Source organism: Marinitoga sp. 38H-ov (assembly GCF_011057715.1).
Lineage (GTDB): Bacteria > Thermotogota > Thermotogae > Petrotogales > Petrotogaceae > Marinitoga.
Genome location: NZ_LNGH01000011.1, coordinates 1 through 19012, shown reverse-complemented (window position 1 = coordinate 19012; position 19012 = coordinate 1). Strand labels below are relative to the sequence as shown.

At 26.2% G+C, this 19012-nt stretch carries 20 protein-coding genes, 3 tRNA genes, 1 pseudogene and 1 riboswitch; of the genes and pseudogenes, 15 read left to right on the top strand and 9 right to left on the bottom strand.

Annotation, left to right across the window (positions count from 1 at the left end; genetic code table 11):
* Positions 1-2: 2 nt before the first annotated feature.
* From purL to AS160_RS03795, 5 genes are read right to left on the bottom strand one after another with little or no spacing between them, the layout of a single operon-like run.
* Positions 3-2147 carry a phosphoribosylformylglycinamidine synthase subunit PurL gene (purL, locus tag AS160_RS03815; protein ID WP_241244215.1) on the bottom strand — a complete coding sequence of 715 codons (2145 nt, stop codon included), beginning with the start codon at positions 2145-2147 and terminating at the stop codon, positions 3-5.
* Complete coding sequence (gene purQ, locus AS160_RS03810; protein WP_165145402.1) at positions 2131-2799, bottom strand: phosphoribosylformylglycinamidine synthase subunit PurQ; 669 nt, start codon at positions 2797-2799, stop codon at positions 2131-2133. The genes purL and purQ overlap by 17 nt, the downstream gene beginning before the upstream one ends.
* Positions 2799-3059, bottom strand: coding sequence for a phosphoribosylformylglycinamidine synthase subunit PurS (purS, locus tag AS160_RS03805; protein WP_165145133.1), 261 nt, complete (start codon positions 3057-3059; stop codon positions 2799-2801). Before purS ends, purQ begins: the two co-directional genes overlap by 1 nt.
* The gene (purC, locus tag AS160_RS03800) at positions 3056-3763 is read right to left on the bottom strand and encodes a phosphoribosylaminoimidazolesuccinocarboxamide synthase (RefSeq protein WP_165145130.1); all 708 of its coding nucleotides are present in this window, start codon (positions 3761-3763) and stop codon (positions 3056-3058) included. The genes purS and purC overlap by 4 nt, the downstream gene beginning before the upstream one ends.
* Positions 3760-4170 carry an AIR carboxylase family protein gene (locus tag AS160_RS03795; protein WP_165145127.1) on the bottom strand — a complete coding sequence of 137 codons (411 nt, stop codon included), beginning with the start codon at positions 4168-4170 and terminating at the stop codon, positions 3760-3762. Before AS160_RS03795 ends, purC begins: the two co-directional genes overlap by 4 nt.
* Before the next feature lie 64 nt (positions 4171-4234).
* Positions 4235-4336: riboswitch (purine riboswitch) on the bottom strand.
* Positions 4337-4511: 175 nt separating this feature from the next.
* Here AS160_RS03795 and AS160_RS03790 point away from each other — a divergent pair.
* The 13 genes from AS160_RS03790 (at position 4512) to AS160_RS03730 (ending at position 13767) form a co-directional block, all read left to right on the top strand.
* A tRNA-Glu gene (locus AS160_RS03790) sits at positions 4512-4587 on the top strand.
* Positions 4588-4594: 7 nt separating this feature from the next.
* Positions 4595-4670: transfer RNA gene (locus AS160_RS03785), tRNA-Val, on the top strand.
* Between the two features lie 10 nt (positions 4671-4680).
* Positions 4681-4756, top strand: a tRNA-Phe gene (locus AS160_RS03780).
* A 120-nt stretch (positions 4757-4876) separates the two neighbouring features.
* Positions 4877-6460: a bifunctional aspartate carbamoyltransferase catalytic subunit/aspartate carbamoyltransferase regulatory subunit gene (locus AS160_RS03775; RefSeq protein WP_165145124.1), complete on the top strand. Its 1584-nt coding sequence runs from the start codon at positions 4877-4879 to the stop codon at positions 6458-6460.
* 9 nt (positions 6461-6469) lie between these two features.
* On the top strand, positions 6470-7657 hold the full coding sequence (locus AS160_RS03770; protein ID WP_165145121.1) for a dihydroorotase: 1188 nt from the start codon (positions 6470-6472) through the stop codon (positions 7655-7657).
* Positions 7654-8367 (top strand): dihydroorotate dehydrogenase, encoded by a 714-nt coding sequence (locus AS160_RS03765; RefSeq protein ID WP_165145118.1) that lies wholly within the window; start codon positions 7654-7656, stop codon positions 8365-8367. The genes AS160_RS03770 and AS160_RS03765 overlap by 4 nt, the downstream gene beginning before the upstream one ends.
* A complete protein-coding gene (locus AS160_RS03760; RefSeq protein ID WP_165145115.1) occupies positions 8361-9260 on the top strand; it encodes a dihydroorotate dehydrogenase in 900 nt (299 codons plus the stop codon). Before AS160_RS03765 ends, AS160_RS03760 begins: the two co-directional genes overlap by 7 nt.
* Entirely contained in the window at positions 9253-10026 is a 774-nt protein-coding gene (gene pyrF / locus AS160_RS03755; RefSeq protein ID WP_165145112.1) for an orotidine-5'-phosphate decarboxylase, read from the top strand. The genes AS160_RS03760 and pyrF overlap by 8 nt, the downstream gene beginning before the upstream one ends.
* Positions 10013-10579 carry an orotate phosphoribosyltransferase gene (gene pyrE, locus AS160_RS03750; RefSeq protein ID WP_165145109.1) on the top strand — a complete coding sequence of 189 codons (567 nt, stop codon included), beginning with the start codon at positions 10013-10015 and terminating at the stop codon, positions 10577-10579. Before pyrF ends, pyrE begins: the two co-directional genes overlap by 14 nt.
* Before the next feature lie 10 nt (positions 10580-10589).
* Positions 10590-10775, top strand: coding sequence for an EamA family transporter (locus tag AS160_RS03745; RefSeq protein ID WP_165145106.1), 186 nt, complete (start codon positions 10590-10592; stop codon positions 10773-10775).
* A 230-nt stretch (positions 10776-11005) separates the two neighbouring features.
* On the top strand, positions 11006-11356 hold the full coding sequence (locus AS160_RS03740) for an EamA family transporter (protein ID WP_165145103.1): 351 nt from the start codon (positions 11006-11008) through the stop codon (positions 11354-11356).
* Positions 11357-11939: 583 nt separating this feature from the next.
* Positions 11940-12407 carry a hypothetical protein gene (locus AS160_RS03735; RefSeq protein ID WP_165145100.1) on the top strand — a complete coding sequence of 156 codons (468 nt, stop codon included), beginning with the start codon at positions 11940-11942 and terminating at the stop codon, positions 12405-12407.
* Positions 12408-12423: 16 nt separating this feature from the next.
* Positions 12424-13767 (top strand): carboxypeptidase-like regulatory domain-containing protein, encoded by a 1344-nt coding sequence (locus AS160_RS03730; protein ID WP_165145097.1) that lies wholly within the window; start codon positions 12424-12426, stop codon positions 13765-13767.
* 54 nt (positions 13768-13821) lie between these two features.
* On the opposite strand, the gene AS160_RS03725 is transcribed toward AS160_RS03730, so the two are convergent.
* Both AS160_RS03725 and AS160_RS03720 read right to left on the bottom strand, forming a co-directional pair.
* A complete protein-coding gene (locus AS160_RS03725; protein ID WP_165145094.1) occupies positions 13822-15408 on the bottom strand; it encodes a gamma-glutamyltransferase family protein in 1587 nt (528 codons plus the stop codon).
* 9 nt (positions 15409-15417) lie between these two features.
* The gene (locus AS160_RS03720; RefSeq protein ID WP_165145091.1) at positions 15418-16161 is read right to left on the bottom strand and encodes a sulfite exporter TauE/SafE family protein; all 744 of its coding nucleotides are present in this window, start codon (positions 16159-16161) and stop codon (positions 15418-15420) included.
* A 101-nt stretch (positions 16162-16262) separates the two neighbouring features.
* Between AS160_RS03720 and AS160_RS03715 the strand changes: the two genes are divergently transcribed.
* Positions 16263-17087 carry a M55 family metallopeptidase gene (locus AS160_RS03715; RefSeq protein WP_165145088.1) on the top strand — a complete coding sequence of 275 codons (825 nt, stop codon included), beginning with the start codon at positions 16263-16265 and terminating at the stop codon, positions 17085-17087.
* Positions 17088-17163: 76 nt separating this feature from the next.
* On the opposite strand, the gene AS160_RS03710 is transcribed toward AS160_RS03715, so the two are convergent.
* Both AS160_RS03710 and AS160_RS03705 read right to left on the bottom strand, forming a co-directional pair.
* Positions 17164-17925, bottom strand: a complete 762-nt coding sequence (locus AS160_RS03710) for a TSUP family transporter (RefSeq protein ID WP_165145085.1) — start codon at positions 17923-17925, stop codon at positions 17164-17166.
* 19 nt (positions 17926-17944) lie between these two features.
* Complete coding sequence (locus AS160_RS03705; RefSeq protein ID WP_206528066.1) at positions 17945-18445, bottom strand: hypothetical protein; 501 nt, start codon at positions 18443-18445, stop codon at positions 17945-17947.
* Positions 18446-18825: 380 nt separating this feature from the next.
* Between AS160_RS03705 and AS160_RS03700 the strand changes: the two are divergent.
* A pseudogene (locus AS160_RS03700) lies at positions 18826-19012 on the top strand (IS110 family transposase); the annotation flags it as partial.

Below are 19012 nucleotides of genomic sequence, written 5' to 3'. Positions count from 1 at the left end.
ATTTATTCCTCCATATATACTTTAATTGAATTAAAGTATAGGTTATATAGTTCTTCGAATTCAAATTTCCCAAAACCAAAATTTATACCATAGTCTCTTGGCATAACTTCACCTATACATTTAAATTCAACTTTGTGCAATTTAAGTAAATCTTCAAGAAAAATGCTTTTTTCTGGAGGGACAGAAACTAAAAATCTAGATTGATTTTCTCCAAATATTTCTTCTAAGGTATTTCCGATTTCTCCGTTAAATCCAATGTTTCCATTTAATGCGGATTCTAAAATTGCAATAGCAATACCTCCTTTAGAAACATCATGGACGGAATTTACAATGTTATTTTTTATTAAACTTAAAATAGCATTATGTATTTTTATTTCATAATCTGGATTTACGGTATCAATTTCTCCAAATATCGTATTTTGTAAAATTTTTTGGTAAATACTTCCTCCTATTTTCGATTTATCTAAATGTACTTTTCCAATTAAATATACTTTATCCAAGGGTTTTTTAAAAGTCATATCCATAATATTATTTATATTAACTTCTCCAACAATTCCAATAACGGGTGTTGGTAATATTGCTTTATTTTTAGATTCGTTATAGAAACTTACATTTCCTCCTGTAACAGGTATGTTTAATATTTTACAAGCATCTGCTATTCCTTCAATGCTTTTTTCAAACTGCCACATAACAATGTCGTCTTCTGGGTTTCCAAAATTCATGTTATCTGTTATACCTAAAGGAATAGCACCTACTGATATAATATTTCTAGCAGCTTCAAAAACAATATTTTTACTTCCTTCATATGGATCTATATATGAATAGTAACTATTTCCATCAATAGCTACCGCTATTCCTTTATTTGTACCTTTTAACCATAATACAGATGCATCGGCTTTACCTGGTTTAATTAAAGTATTTGTACCTACCATATAATCATACTGTTCAAAAATCCATGATTTGTTAGCTATGTTTATATTTTTCACCATTTTTTTCAACGCATCTTTAAGATCTATATTGATCTTGATATTATTATGCTTAATTTCCTCAATGTATTTTGGTTTTATAGTTTTTCTATATAACGATGGAGCATCTACTAATGAATATATTGGTATATCTGATAATAAATTTCCATTTTTATATATTTTTATATTTTTTCCATTAATTGTTTTTCCAATAATACTAAAATCTAAAAAATATTTATTAGCTATTTTTTCTATTTCTTTTTCTATACCAGGTTCAACTAAAAAAAGCATTCTTTCTTGAGATTCTGAAAGTAATATTTCCCATGGTTCCATATTTGCTTCTCTTAATGGAACATTTTCCATATATAATTCACATCCTAAATTTCCCTTAAAAGACATTTCAGATGAAGAACTTAGTATTCCGGCTGCCCCCATATCTTGACATGCTAAAACGCCATCTATTTTTAATATTTCCAATGTAGCTTCTATTAAATTCTTTTCAGAAAATGGATCTCCTATTTGTACAGAAGGTCTATCATCTTTACCGGATAACTCTTTAGAAGCAAAAGAAGCACCATGAATACCATCTCTTCCTGTTTTTGAACCAACATATACATATAATTTTTCAGGAGCATTTGCTTTTGAAGAAGATAATTGATCTTTTTTTACAATGCCTAAACACATTACATTTACTAGAGGATTCGAATTAAAACTGTCATCAAAAAAAGTTTCTCCAGAAACTGTTGGTACTCCAATAGAGTTTCCATATCCGCTAATTCCAGAAATTACACCTTCAAATATATTTTTTGATTTTTGATCTATACCAAAGCGCAAGGAATCTAGTAATGCAATAGGTCTTGCTCCCATGGCTAAAATATCTCTAACTATTCCACCAATTCCTGTAGCAGCACCTTGATATGGTTCAACAGCACTTGGATGATTGTGGCTTTCTACTTTAAAAACGATTGCGAAATCATCTATAGTAACATATCCTGCATTTTCACCATCAATATTTTTTGGAAGCTTTTTTAAAAGATCTTTTGAGTGCTTGTATCCGCAATGTTCTGACCATTGTGCGGAATACATATATAATTCTAATTCATTTGGTTCTCTTTTTAAATCTTTTTTTATTTTTTCATATTCAAAATCTTTTAATCCTAATTTTTTATAAAATGTATTCATTTTCAATTGACCTCCTGATAGAGAGTAAAATTTCTCTTCCATCACCATTTCCCAATAAATTAACGGAATTTCTTTCCGGATGCGGCATCATTCCTAAAACATTAAATTTTTCATTATATATACCAGCTATATTACCAATTGATCCATTTGGGTTTTCAATATATTCAAAAGCAATAAGATTTTTATTTTTTAATTCTTCATAGTTTTCAATATAATAATTTCCTTCTCCGTGAGCAATAGGAATTATTAAATTGTTTTTTTTAATATGTTTAGTAAAAATAGTATTTTTATTCATAATTTTTAATTCAACATCTTTACAAATGAATTTCAATGATTTATTTTTTGTTAATGCCCCTCGTAAAATACCAGCTTCAGTTAAAATTTGAAACCCATTACAAACACCTATAACATAACCTTTATTGTTTAAAATATATTTTTCAATTTCTTTCATTACTGGTGAAAACCTTGCTAACACGCCTGCTCTTAAATAATCTCCATATGAGAAACCGCCAGGTATAAAAATAAGATTATATTTTGATATATTTGTGAAATCATGCCAAACGTATTCTGTATTAAAACCACACATTTTTAATGCAAATTCCGCATCCCTATCACAATTTGTTCCTGGGAATACAATTATTCCAGCATTTATCATAGTTCTATCTCCTTTAGTATTTTTAATTCAAAATTTTCTAATACGGGATTTATTAAAGTATTAAATGTTATATCTTCAGCAATTTTTTTGGCATTTTCAATATTATCAGTAACTATTTCAAATTCAATTAATTTTCCAAATTTAATATTATTAACAGGATAATTTAATCTTTTTAATACTTTTTGAGTTGCTATACCTTGAGGATCTAATATTCCATTTTTTAATGTGATTAAAGCTTCAAAAATATATTTTTTCATAAATTTATCCTCCTTAAAAATTCTTTATATTTATCTATTAAGTTACCTTTATTTTCTCTATATATATCTTTATCAAATGATTCCATTGTGTTTTTATCCCAAAATCTACATGTGTCTGGAGAAATTTCATCGGCTAAAAATATCTCGTTATTATTAATTCCAAATTCCAATTTGTAATCAACTAAAATTAAATTTTTTTCTAATAAAAAATTAGAAATAATATTATTTATTTTTAATGAATAATTTTCAATTTTTTCTAATAAATTATTTTCAATTAAATTTAAAGATAAAATTATATTTTTACAAATCATTGGATCACCTAATTCATCATTTTTTAAAGAGTACTCTAATATAGGATTTTTAAATTTAATACCTTTTTTTAAACCATATCTTTTACAAAAACTACCTGCTGTATAATTTCTAACAATTACTTCTAAAGGTATTATTTTTCCTTTTTTTGCTAAAAAAGAGTTTTCGTCAATATCTTTAATAAAGTGAGTAGGTATATTTTCCTTTTCTAACATATCAAAAAAGAATTTTGAAATCTTTTTATTTATTTTTCCTTTTCCGCTTAATGAGTCTTTTTTTAATCCATTAAAAGCAGTAACATCATCTTTGAAAAAAATTATTACTTCATTTTCTGTGAATTCAAAAATTTTTTTTGCTTTTCCTTCATATAATAACTTTAAATTTTTTGCATTCATTTTTTTCCCTCCAACTCTAATATTCTTTTAGCAAAAAATGCAGCATTTTTCATTCCGTGATTGCCTATTCCCATCGTTGCTACAGGTACCCCTTTTGGCATTTGTACCATTGATAGTAATGCATCAATTCCTTTTAAAGGACCAATATCATTAGGAACACCAATTACAGGAAGTGTTGTAAGTGCAGAAATTACTCCAGGAAGAGCTGCAGCTAACCCTGCTACTGCTATAATAATGCTAAAGTCGTTAGGGAGATTCTTTATATAATTTGTTAAATCCTCGAGATTCCTATGAGCGCTAAAGATTTTAAATTCATATTCTATACCCAATTCATTAAATAATGCTAATCCTTGTTCTACAAATTCTTTATCAGAATTACTTCCTGCAACAACAAGAACTTTTGCCATTTTATCCCTCCTATTTTTTAAAAAATAAAAGCGCCTCTCAGGAAGAGAGGCGCGATTATAAATAATACCACACCCCTCTCCCTGTAGTCAGACAGTTTACGGCTGTCTGGTAGAGACTCCCAAACCATATTATTGGGATTATACAGGAAGAGGAAATAATAATATTAAATTTTAATTTTATACACCGCGATTTTATCAAAAATAATATGAAAAGAAAATAAAATCAAAATTAAAAATATGTAAATTAAATATATTTTTAAAAAAACAAATTTTACATAATTTAAATATTTGATTTATTGATATTTAATCTTTTTTTTGATATTATATATTTCGGTTGTGATGCCCCCATCGTCTAGCGGCCTAGGACATTGGCCTTTCACGCCAAAGGCACGGGTTCAAATCCCGTTGGGGGCGCCAGAGAAGTGGGTGCTTAGCTCAGCTGGGAGAGCGTCTGCCTTACAAGCAGAAGGTCGTAGGTTCGATCCCTGCAGCACCCACCATTTTATTAGAGGCCAGGTAGCTCAGTTGGTAGAGCACTGGACTGAAAATCCAGGTGTCGACAGTTCGATTCTGTCCCTGGCCACCAAAAAACCCCCTAAATTATCAGGGGGTTTTTTAATTTTTGCGTTACATTTAATTAATTGATTTTTAAGAAAAAATTGTGTATTATTTTCGAGAATAAATTATTTTTTGGGAGGTGGTTAAGTTGGAAAAAGTGTTAAAAGATACTTTTCTAAGTAGGTCTCTTACTGTTATTAATGATTTAAGTATTGATGAACAACTTTTTTTGTATAATCAAACCCGAAGATTAAAAGAAAAATGGTTTAATAAAGAAGATGTTTCTGAATTTATGATTAAAGGAAATGTTGGTATTTATATTGTATTTATCGAACCTAGTACAAGAACTAAAGAATCTTTTATAAATGCTGCAAAATTCCACAAAAATGCTAAAGTAACTATCTTCGATTCAAATCTCTCCTCCTTTAATAAAAATGAAAGTTATGTTGATACGTTTAATATGCTAACCGGTTATAGTGATTATTCAATTTTTATTGTAAGAACAAAGTTAGAAGGTACTTGTAAGTTACTTGAAAAATCCGTTTCTGATTTTGCTGTTAGGAATAACCTTATTGTCCCTTCTTTTATAAATGCTGGTGATGGAAAGCATGAACACCCTACCCAAGAACTCCTCGATGAATTTACCTTCCTTGAAAAAAATAATTTTGATAATTCTTATATTCATATAGCATTAGTTGGTGATCTTTTGCACGGAAGAACTGTACATTCAAAAGTTAATGGATTAAAAATTTTTAAAAATGTTAAAGTGGATTTAATAGCTCCTCAAGAAATTTTAATGCCAAAACATTATATAGAAAAAATGAAATCAAATGGATTTGAAGTTAGAATATTTGAGTCAATTGAAAAATATTTAAAACAAAAAGATATAGCAAATATTTGGTATTTTACAAGACTTCAATTAGAGAGAATGGGAGAAGATATTTTAGAAAAAGAATTTTTTTTGAGAAAATCTGTAACTTTTAAAAAAGAATTCCTTCCTTTGCTTCCTCAAGATGTTAAATTTTACCATCCTTTACCAAGACATAAAATTTATCCTACTATTCCAACTTTCCTTGATTCATTACCATTAAATGGTTGGGAAAAACAAGCAATTAACGGATATTGGACACGTATAATATTATTATCTATGTTTGGAGGCGCATTAAAATACAATTCTAACAATAATACAGATATTTGTAATAATGAAGAGTATATAATTAGTGCTCCAGTAATAAATGGAACAAAAGGTGTCCAAAAAGATGGAAAAAGAGGTATTAAACCTATAGAAAATGGAACAGTAATTGATCATATTGCAAAGGGTAAAGGAGCGGATGAAATATTTTTAACAATTTTAAAAATAAGAAAGATTATGAAATTTTTTGATATTGATAGTGCAGATGGTATTTTTAAATCTGAAGACGGAAAATTAAAAGGATATATAAGCTTACCTGATAAATATTTATCAAAAAGAGAAATTAAAAAGCTTTCTGCAATTTCTCCAAATATTACTGTTAATATAATAAAAAATTCAAGGGTAACTGAAAAATATAGGATAAAATTACCGCCTAAAGTGTATGGATTTGAAGAATTAAAATGTAAAAATGAAAATTGTATATCTAATCCTATTCATGGGGAAAATGTAAAAGGCTCTTTTATAAGAAATAATAATGGGGAACTAATTTGCGAATATTGTGAAACCCCTCACGATTATAATGAAATATGGGATATTTAAGGTGATATTATGCTTTTAATAAAAAATGCTAAAATTATTTCACATTCTACTAAAGGTAATTTTAATATATATATTGAAGAAGATAAAATAATTGAAATATCTAAAATAATAAAAAAAGTAGATAAGGTTATTGATGCAAAAGATTTAATCTTAATACCTGGAATAATTGATATGCACACGCATTTAAGAGAACCTGGTTTTGAATATAAAGAAACTATATATGATGGTTTAAGAGCGGCAGTTCATGGTGGAGTTACAACGTTAGGTATTATGCCTAACACAAATCCTGCTATGGATAATTTAGAAATATTAAATTTAATTTTAGAAAAATCTAAAACAATAGATTTATCAAATGTAATACTTATTCCCTCGGTGACAAAACAAAGAAAAGGTATAGAATTAAATGATTTAGATAATTTAGGTAAGAAAGGTTTTACTTTTTTTTCTGATGATGGAGACCCAATTTTTAATGATGAGATAATGTTTAAAGCTTTGAATATTGTAAAAAAATTTAATGGGGTTATAATTAATCATTGTGAAAATAAAAGATTTTATAATATGGATTTATTTGAATCATTAATGGTAGCTAGAGATATAGAGTTATCAAAATATATAAATAGTCATGTTCATATAGCACATATTTCAACAAAAAATACTCTTGATTTAATTAAATATGCAAAATTAAACAAATTAAAAGTAAGTAGCGAAGTTACTTTTCATCACTTATTATTAGAAAAAGATGAAAAAAATACTTTAAAAAAAATAAATCCACCACTTCAAAATAAAAATGGAATTAAATATTTAATTGATAATTTAGATTATATAGATATAATAGTTAGTGATCATGCTCCTCACACATTAGAAGAAAAAAATACTGATTATAAAAATGCTCCAAACGGAATTTCTGGTTTAGATATATTCTTTCCTGCTATATATACAATATCTAAAAAATATAATATCGATTTAGAATATTTAATAGAGAAAATCACTTATAATCCTTCTAAAATATTTAATCTTAAAAATAAAGGAGATATAAAAGAAGGGTATAATGCTGACTTAGTAATAGTTGATATAAATAAAAATTGGGATAGGAAAATATTTTCTAAAGGAAAAAATATTCCATATAAAACTTTAAATGGAAGAGTAATAATGACAGTTGTAAATGGAAAAATTAAATATAAGGAGGATCTTAAATGAATTGCATTGTAAAAGATATTAAAAAAACAGAAAATTATATATTATTAACTGTAGAAACTGAAAAAGAAATATTAATAGAACCAGGACAATTTGTTATGTTAAAGCCTAAATATTATGATTTTGGAAAACCATTTTCTGTTATTTTTCAAGAAGGAAAGATAATAAAATTTCTTATAGCAGTTGTTGGAGAACTAACAACAGAATTAAAAATGTTAAAAGAAAATGATGAATTAGATATAAGGGGAGCATATGGTATTCCATTTATAAATAAAATAGATAAAAGTAAAAAATATATATTATTAGGTGGAGATTGTGGTTCTGCTCCTCTTATTCATTTTTCTGAAAAATATCCACATTTAGTTGACAAAAAGATATATGGTTATGCAACTTCTGAAATAAGAAAAATATTTAATATTAAAGGGTTACATATAGATGAAGAAGAAAAAATGAATTTAATAGAAAAATTATTTAAAGATATAAAATTTGAAAATAATAATGCTTTTTTGGTTTGTGGAAGTATGGACATGATTAAATCTATAAAAAAAGCTTTTAGTTTATATAATGTTAAAATTTATGCTTCTCTTGAAGCTATTATGGGTTGTGGGATAGGTATTTGTAAAGGTTGCCCGGTTAAAACAAAGAATGGAATAAAGATGATTTGTAAAGATGGCCCTATATTTGATTTAAGTGAGGTGAATTTAGAATGGTAGAAATTTGTAATATAAAATTCAAAAACCCTATAATTATAGCCTCCGGGCCTGGAGGTAATGGACAAGAACTAGCAGAATATATTGATTTAAATAAATTAGGTGGGTTTACATCAAAAACAGTAACTATAAAAGAAAAAGAAGGTAATCCGCCACCTAGAATAGTAAATGTTAAAGCAGGTATAATAAATTCTATAGGATTACAAAACCCAGGAATAGAAAATTTTATAAAAAATGATTTGAAATTTTTAAATAATTTAAAAACAAATGTTATTCTAAGTTTGGGTGGAGAAAATATAAGCGATTATTTAATGTTAGTTGATAAGTTAAATAATTCTAATGCAGCTATATTTGAATTAAATTTATCTTGTCCAAATGTGGGAAAAGATGGAATTCCTCTTGGAATAAATGAAAAATCTATTTTTGAATTAGTTCAAGAAGTAAAAAAAATTTCAAAAAAACCAATTTTTATTAAATTTGGAGTAGAAACTTTTTTAGAAGATTTAATTAATGCAGCAATTAAAGCAGGAGCGGATGGGATTACATTAATTAATTCTCCAAAAGGTATGAAAATAGATATTAATACAGGAAAAGTTATTTTAAAAAGAGGAGTTGGAGGTTTAAGTGGGCCTGCAATAAAACCAATAGCTTTAGCTACAATTTTTAGAATAAGAAGAAATTTTAGAAAAATACCGATAATAGGTATGGGTGGTGTTTTTGATTATAAAGATGCAATAGAATTTATTATGGCTGGGGCTAATTTAGTTGGAGTTGGGTCAGGAGTAATGACAGATCCTTATTTACCATTGAAAATAATATATGATTTAGAAAATTATTTTAAAAATAAAAATTATAATGAAATTTTTTCATGCGCTGTGGAGGGATATTATGTTTGATAAATATATTAAACGTAGACAAAAAAATAATTCAGTATTGTTTGTAGGATTAGATAGTGATTATGAAAAAATAAATGGAGATATTTACGAATTTAATAAATGGATAGTAAAAAATACATATGATTTGATCTGTGGATATAAAATAAATATAGCTTTTTATGAGAAGTTAGGAGCAAAAGGATTAGAAATATTAGAAAATACTATAAATTATATTAAAAATGTTGATGAAGACATACCAATTATTTTAGATGCAAAAAGGGGAGATATTGGAAACACTGCAAAGGCGTATGCAACATATTATTTTGAAAAATTAAAAATAGATTCTTTAACTGTTAATCCTTATATGGGGTTAGATACACTAGAACCTTATTTAATGTATAATGATTCTCATATATTTGTTTTATCTTTAACTTCAAATAAAGGAGCATATGATTTTGAAATTCCTGAAAAATTATATTTAAAAATTACTCAAAAAATGAATGAGTTAAATAAAAAGTTTAAAAATAAAATTGGTTTAGTTGTAGGTGCAACGAATGCAATATTCATAAAAGAAATTGTAAATAATTCTGATAATATGTTATTTTTAATTCCTGGTATAGGTGCCCAAGGTGGTAGTATTAAAGATATATTTAATAATCTTAATGGTTATAAAAATATATTAATAAATGTTTCAAGAAGTGTAATTTTTAGTGATGATCCGAGAAAAAAAGTAATTTTATATAATTCTGAAATTAATAAATGGAGGGAAAATAATGAATTTAATTAAAATTTTAGAAGATACAAATGCAATTTTAAAAGGTCATTTTTTATTATCATCTGGTTTGCATTCTGATAAGTACATTCAATGTGCACAAGTATTAAAATATCCAAAATATGCTCAAATATTAGGAAATGAATTATCAAAAAAATTTAATGAAATACCAGATTATATTATCTCGCCAGCATTAGGTGGAATTATAATAGGACACGAAGTTGCAAAGGCTTTTGATGTTCCATTTTTATTTACCGAGAGAAATAAAGATGGAAAAATGGAGTTAAGAAGAAATTTTTATATAGAAGAAAATAAAAAAATAATAATAATAGAAGATGTTATAACAACAGGAAAATCGACATTAGAGGTATTAAATGCAATTCAAAAATATAATCCTAAAATTATTGGGATTGGTTGTATAATTAATAGAAGCAAAAAAAATATATTAAATAATTATTTAATAAACTCCTTATTAGAAATAGAAGCAAAAACATTTGAACCTGATTCTTGTCCATTATGTAAATTAAATATTCAATTAATTAAACCGGGTAGTAGAAAAGTATTGTAGAGGAGGGAAAATGAATAAAAAATCAATATTTTATATTTTATTGGCAGCGGTTTTAATGGGAAGTACTTTTTCTATTCAAAAAATAGGTCTTATAAGTGTAGATACTCTTTTTTATTTAACTATAAGATTTTTGATTGCTACTATAATTTCATTTCTTTTTTTAAGAAAGGAAATATTTACTATTCCGTTATTTTAGGACTTATTTTATCTATAGGAGATTTAACTCAAGTTGTAGGTATTAAATATACAACAACATCTAAAGCTGGCTTCATAACATCTCAATATGTTGTATTTATACATATTTTTTCTTATTTTATTGAAAAAGAAAAAATTAATATTTAACAAGGAATAGGATTTATGTTATCTATAATAGGTTCTTATTTGTTATCAGGTAGGATACATAGGTTTAATATTTGAGATTTTTTAATGATTATATGTGCTATTAGCTTTTCGCTATATATAGTTTTAATTACAAAATTTAGCAAAAAAATAAAAGAGATAGATTTACTAACATTTCATTTTTTTACAGTTGCTGTTATAGGAATGATATTTTCATTTTTGTTTAAAATAAATATATATATTACAACATTCTCATTTTTTACGATTATTTATTCTGAGATAGTGGGAAGTATAATAGTTAGATATTTGCAACTGAAACATCAGAAAAATGTAGGTAATAACTTAATAGCGTTGATATTTCTGGTACAACCAATATCCTCATCGATGCTTTCTAAAGTAATATTAAATGAAATATTTACTAAAAATCAAATAATTTGATCATTTATACTATTGATTAGTATTTTGATTTCAAATTGTAGAAAAAATAGATCATAATTATTTTATTGTCTATGAGATGTATTTCTATTTTATAGAAATAGTTAATATATTATAGAAAATATTTTTTATAAAAAGATCAATAAAAATATGATAATTTATATTTATATATTAAAAACTATTCTCATATAAGTACAAAAGATACGATTTTAAAGTTTATTTTGATAGAACTATTTAATGTTTATATTTAAACATTTAAAGAGATATTGCCTAATAATTAAAATTTACATTTACAGATATACCTATAAAAATACATATTAAAATATATACAGATCTTTTATATTAAATGATAAAAATTTATCTAATTTTATAAAACTATATTTATTAATAGTAGAATTTTTATATAATTATAAAGAAAAATAGGATTGGCTTTTGCCAATCCTATTAAATATTATATTGAATGCAATTCAAAATATTAAATTACAAATAATAATTAATTAATAATTAGTTACATTTAAATAAATTTATTCATTTAGTTATATACTAGGTGTATAATATTAATATATCATTAAAAAGGAGGGGTATTATGAAAAATTTCATTTTTTTAATATTGATTATAATGTTTGCTGTATCAATATATTCATTTGAAATTTCTGGTTCATATTTAATGGAATTATCTGGTTATGAAAGAACTTTTTACGGATTAAATATTATATTTGGAGACAAAAGTTTGTTGGGAGTTGAATTGGGTGTGTTTTCTCCGCCAGATATAATAGAAACATATGAAATAACTTATTTACAACCTACTGTATTTGCGTTATTGCAAATACCGTTTGGAAATGTGAAAATTTTTAGTGGCGTTAGTCCAATTATACAATATTACGATAACTCATTTTCACTATATTCATATACTATGTATTTAATAAAAGGAGGGTTATCAATATATTTAGGGCCTATTGTTTTTACAGGTGGAATGAATACTGTTTTTGATCTTTCATTTCAACAAACATTTGGAATATATAGTGCTTATGGGCAATTTGGTCTTAGATTTTAAAAGAGGAGGGAATAATATGAAAAAAATTTTATATATTTCTATATCAATATTTTTAATTCTTTTTTTGTTTTCATGTCAAAAAATCGACCCATTACTTGGAAATAGTGATATTAGTGGATTAGCCAAATTATACGATTCATTTGATTACACTAATATAAAAGTATCTATAGAAGGGTTAGAAAGTACAGGGGAAGGTTTTAGTCCTATTGATACGATATCTACATTAGGAGAAACATATACAGATGAAAAAGGGAATTTTACTTTAGAAAATATACCAGCTGGAAATTATATACTAAAGGCTGAAAAAGAGGGGTATTTCCCTACTAAACAATTTATTAATGTAATTGAAGATTCTGAAATTACTTTAGAAAAAACTTTAATATTATATCCTCTAGGTGATTATGGTACATTAAACGGAAATGTAAAATATATTGATAAAACAAATCATTCTGGAATTTTAATTGAAATTAGAACTCCGGAAGGGGAGCCATTACCTGGAATGTATGCTTTTTCAGATAAGAATGGAAATTATTCATTTGACTTTGTTCCGGTAGGAAATTATGTGGTATATGCTTATGATCCATCAGAAAATTCAATATATACTCCAGATGCTGCATCTATATTAATTGAAAAATCAAAAAATACTATAGCTCCAAATTTAATTCTACGTCGGGCTGCCGAGCATGTTGTTATTTTTAGAGATGTAGCTGCTTGGAGTTCTCCTAATGCAATTGTAGAAATATTAGAAGAAATAGGTTTTACAGATGGGTTAGGTAAAAAACAATATGAGATAAAAAATTCAAGTGATATAATCTCTATGAGTTCTTTTGATCCATCCTGGGCTATAATAATTGAAGGTGACCAAACAACAAACTTTTATAGTATATATGAAAATAATTCCAACAAGTTTGACTTATTTGTTCAAAGTGGGGGAACAATTTTTTGGATAGCATGTGATAATGGATGGAATTATGGCGATTTTACTGGTAGATTGCCTGGTGGCGTTACATGGAGAGATTATTATGACCAATATAATATTTTAGTAAATACAACTCATCCATTATTAGAAGGATTCCCTGAAAATAATGAACTTCATGGAAATTATGCTAGTCACGGTGGATTTGATAATTTAGACACTGCAAATATACAGAATTTATTAATATTTATAGAAGAAAAGTCTTCTTTAGAAAAATACCCAACATATATTGAGTACAGATATGGAAAAGGTAGAGTAGTTGCTTCTACATCACCACTAGAATTTTATACAACACACAATTATTATGATAGTGAATATTATATATGGTTATTAAGAAGAAGTATTGAATATGTATTTAATCTTCCTATTTCTCCTATTGAATAAAAAAAGCCCTTCGGGGCTTTTTTAGTATAATCATTTGATAATTAAAAATTTTGATTAATATACAGCTATATAACCATCAGCTCTTTTTTCCGTTCCTGCTACATATGAATTATTATCTTTTAAAATTATTTGGCCTCTTCCAAATGGTCCTGAATTTAATGATACTCTTATTTCATGACCTTTTCTTTCTAATTTTTCTGCAATATGAGAAGGGAAATCTTTTTCCACTAATATAGTCTTCTTTTCAATCCATTGCCATCTTGGGGCATCTAGAGCAGATTGAGGGTTTAAATTTTTATCTATAAGATTTAATATAACTTGCAAATGTCCTTGTGGCTGCATAAATCCACCCATTACACCAAATGGACCTATAGGATTATTATCTTTAGTTATAAATCCAGGTATTATAGTGTGATATGGTTTCTTTCTAGGTTCTAAAAAATTTATATGATTTTTATCTAATGAAAAACTATGACCTCTATTTTGTAATGCAATACCAGTTTCAGGAACAACTATTCCAGAACCAAATCCCATATAATTACTTTGTATAAAAGATACCATATTACCCCATTTATCAGCTGTTGCTAAATAAACTGTATTTGAAGTAGGAATTTTTCCAGGGAATGGTTCAATAGCAATATCAGAAATATTTTTTGATCTTTCCTTTGCATAATTTTCAGATAACATATCTTCAACTTTTACTTTCATTTTTGAAATATCTGTAATATATTCCTTCCCATCAATAAATGCTAACTTTAATGCTTCTATAGATTTATGATACATATCGAATTCATCTTTTATTTCTAAATTTTTATATATATTTAATGCCATTAATGTAATAATTCCTTGTACATTTGGAGGTAGCTCCCAAATATCATATCCTTTATAATTTATTTTAATGGGTTCTACTAAATCACCTTTAAATTCAGCAAAATCATCATAATCAAAATATCCACCATATTTTTCAGAAAACTTTATTATTTTTTCTGTTATTGAACCATTATAAAATTCTTTAGCATTTGAATTTGCAATTAATTCTAATGTTTTCGCATGATATGGCAAACTTACAATTTGACCAGGTTGAGGTGCATCATACCCAAAAGTCTCAAACCAATATTTAAACACTTCATCTTTTAATCTTTCTTTGTAGATTTTATTTGCTCTATTCCAATAATATGAAACAGTTGGAGAAACCGGATAACCATCAATAGCATATTTAATTGCTGGTTCAAATAATTCTTTAAATTCTAATTTACCAAATTTATTCCATAATAAATTCCATCCAGCGGGGGTACCTGGTACAGTTACAGATTCCCAGCTATGTGGTTTTATTTCATTAATGTCTCTTAATTTTTCCAAAGATAAATTTTTTGGAGAATAACCACTAGAATTCATACCGTATAATTTCCCATTATACCAAATAATAGCAAAGTTATCAGATCCAATACCATTTGATGTTGGTTCAACAACTGTTAATGCAGCAGCTGTTGCAATTGCAGCATCAATAGCATTACCACCTTTTTTTAATATTTCTACTCCTGCTTGTGCTGCTAATGGTTCAGATGTGGCAACTACACCATTTTTTGCAAAAATACAATTTCTTTTAGATGGATAAGGATACTCTAAATAATCAAAATTCATATTTACCTCCTATATATTTAATGCATTATATATATAGTAAATACCAATAATTATTAATGCAATAAATAATATTCTTTGAATCCATTTTGAACCTTTTTTTATTGAAAAAGTACTTCCCAAATATCCTCCTGTTATACTTCCTAATGCAAGTACAAATCCTGCTAAATAATCTACTTGTTTGTTTATTGCAAATATTATAAAGGCAAAAATTGTATAAGATAAAACTAAAAACACTTTAATAGCATTAGTTTTTACTAAATCATAACCTTCTAATAATACCAATGCACTCATTAAAAAAAAGCCTACTCCTGCTTGAATAAATCCACCATATATTCCTATTAAAAAGAAAACTATAAAACTTAATATGTTGTTCCTTTTAACCTTTCTTTCTTTTGTCCAAAGATCAGGTTTTTTTATTAAAAATACACTCATAATTATTAAAATAAATCCAACTATACTTTTTAATAATCCTTTATCTATATTAACAACAATATTTGCACCTAGTATAGCTCCTAAAGTTGCAGGAATAGCTAAAAAAATAGCTCTTTTTAGATCTAAAACATCGTTTTTTCTAAATTTTGTTGTAGCTGTAATATTTTGAAAAATTATACCTATTCTATTTGTCCCATTGGCAATATCAATAGGCAGTCCTAATAAATTTAATACTGGTAAAGTAATTAATGATCCACCACCTGCTATTACATTAATAAAACCACTAAATAATCCTGCTAAGAAAACTAAAAAATAAAGCATAATATCCCTCCTAAAATTCGCTAAGCTAATTATTCATATTATATATAAATTTTTTTGTTATGTCAATATATATGGTAAAATATATATAAGGGGGAGATAATATGAAAATATATATATCATTTGATTTTGAAGGATTAGGTGGAGTTACTCAATGGTCTGATGTTAATAAGGGAAATAATTTTAAACAAAATTATGCATTAGAACAATTAAAAGCATTATTAAAGCCATTAAGAGAGTATGAAGTATTGATTTCAGATTCTCATGGTATGGGAGATAATATATTATGGGAAATTACAAATGAATTTCCAAATGTAGAATTAATATCAGGTGGAATTAGAAAATATTATATGATGTCAGGAATTGATTCATCTTTTGATAGAATGATTTTTTTTGGATATCATTCTGGAATAGGTGAAATATATTCTACTATGGATCATACATATTCGAGCTCTTCTATTCACAATATTTGGATAAATGGAATTTATATGAATGAAACTTTAATAAATGCAGCTTTTGGAGGTTTATTTAATGTTCCTCTTGCAATGGTAGTTGGAGATGATAAATTAGAGAAACAATTAAATGGTTATTTTAATAATTTAATTTATGTATCTACAAAAGAATCTTTAGGAAGATATTCTGCTAGATTTAAACCAATGAAAAAATTATTAGAAGAAATTGAAGACGCAACTCAAGTAATGCTAAATTATAGGAAAGAGGATTTTACAGTATTTAATTTTGAAAAGCCTATTGAGATGATAGTTGAATTATCAGATACAGCAAAAGCTGATATGGTAGAATCTATGCCTCTAGTTGAAAGAATTGATGGGAGAAAAATAAAATTGGTTCATGAAGATTATAAGATTGTATTTGAGGGGCTATTGGCGATTACATATATTACTTTAGCAGCAAAATATATAAACTCTTAAATAAAATATTTTTTTAAAATAATAAAAAGGGATCATTTTATTAAGATTAAAATGATCCCTAAACAATTTATATTGTTTAAAATATAATATCAGATAATATTTTAATAAATAGTAAAATAAGAACAATTATCATTATTGGTTTTATTATTTTACTTCCGTTTTTTAGAGCCAGCCCAGAACCTACCCAATTTCCTGCAATTCCAAAAAATGCCGCTGGAAGACCTATAGAAAAAAATACTTTTCCACCAATTATAAAAGTTATTAAAGCACTAATATTTGACGCTAAATTTACAATTTTAGCTGTTCCAGAGGCTTTTACATGATCTAATGATAATATTGAAACATATAAAATAATTAAAAATGTACCTGTTCCTGGTCCAAAAAAACCATCATACATTCCTATTATAAACCCTATTAAGCTAGAAAAAACTATTTTTTTTATATGAGATATTCTTTGTTCTTTATATTTAATAGGTTTTCTAAACATAATAAAAACCGCTGCTAACGGAATCAATATTGCTAAAACTACTTTTAAAATATTATCTGATAATATTAATGCTAATCTTGCACCTAAAAAAGACCCTAAAAAAGAAAAAACAACTGAAAAAATTCCTATTTCAAAAATAATAGCTTTTCCTTTAGCATATCTTAAAGTACTTATAGTCGTTCCTATAGATGAAGATAATTTATTTGTAGCCAACGCATAATGACTGGGAAGTCCTATAAACAGATATGCAGGTAGAGATATTAATCCACCACCACCAGCTATTGAATCTACAAAACCTGCTAAAAATATTAATGGAAATAAAATGACTTTATCCAATAACGTTATATCCACAATATCCCTCGCTTTATATTTATAATTCTGTCGCCATCATTAAAAAGCCTGTAAATGCTGCATTGTCAATATCCAAAGTTTTATCTACATGTTTTTTCATTTCCAAAATATAATTTCTATATTTTACATAAAAATCATATGATGGTTTAGGAGAATACTTTATATCTTCCAATTCATAATAATTAATAATTAATTTTGTAGTATTAGGTTTTATAAAAACTTCTTTTCTAGGGAAATAATAATAAGGAAAAACAGTTAGTAATGTCCATTTTGCTAATTTATATTGTGTCAAAATTTCCAAGGCTAAATTAAACCCTAATTCTTGATCTCCATGAATAATTTGTTTAATACCCTCTACTAATTGCTTTTTTTCTTCATTTGTCATTGAACTCAATGCATCTTTAAATTTTGGTTTTTCAAATAAAGATATTAGAGATGATTTTGAAACCATTTTAGCCATATTTTCTACTATGAGTTCTGTATTTTCAAACACATTAAAATCAAAAAATTCTATAGCCATTTTATGCATTTTATCGGGAATATGCTTTTTTGAAAGTTTTATTAGTTCCGGATGAGAAAACCCGCCTGGATAGACACTTAAAAATTTTTTTGATGCTTTTTCTACTTTCTTAATATTTATATTTTTCCTCCTCGTGTATAATGTTTTCGTATAATTAATAAATTTGATAATTGTTTTTAAAAAAACGATTCTAACTCTGAGTTATTATTTAACTATAGTAATTCTGCCCCTCCTTGCGATTAAAGCGCCTGAAAAAGTCTGACTAACTTTGGTATATAAGTTGAATTGCTACCGGAGAATGAGCTATAGCTCTTACATATAACGAGGCTCTTTTCTTATATACCCAGAGTTAGAATCTAATTCTGAAAGGTTGTGTTTCTATGTTGTTTGTTGGTATCGATGTTTCTAAAGATAAACTTGATTATTTTCTTGATAATTCTATCAAAGGTGTTGTTGATAATTCTATCGATGGTTACGAGAAACTTGTTTCTATTTTTAAAGATATGGACGATATCGCTTTTGTTTTGGAACCTACTGGTATTTATTCTAAAAATATTTTTGTTTTTT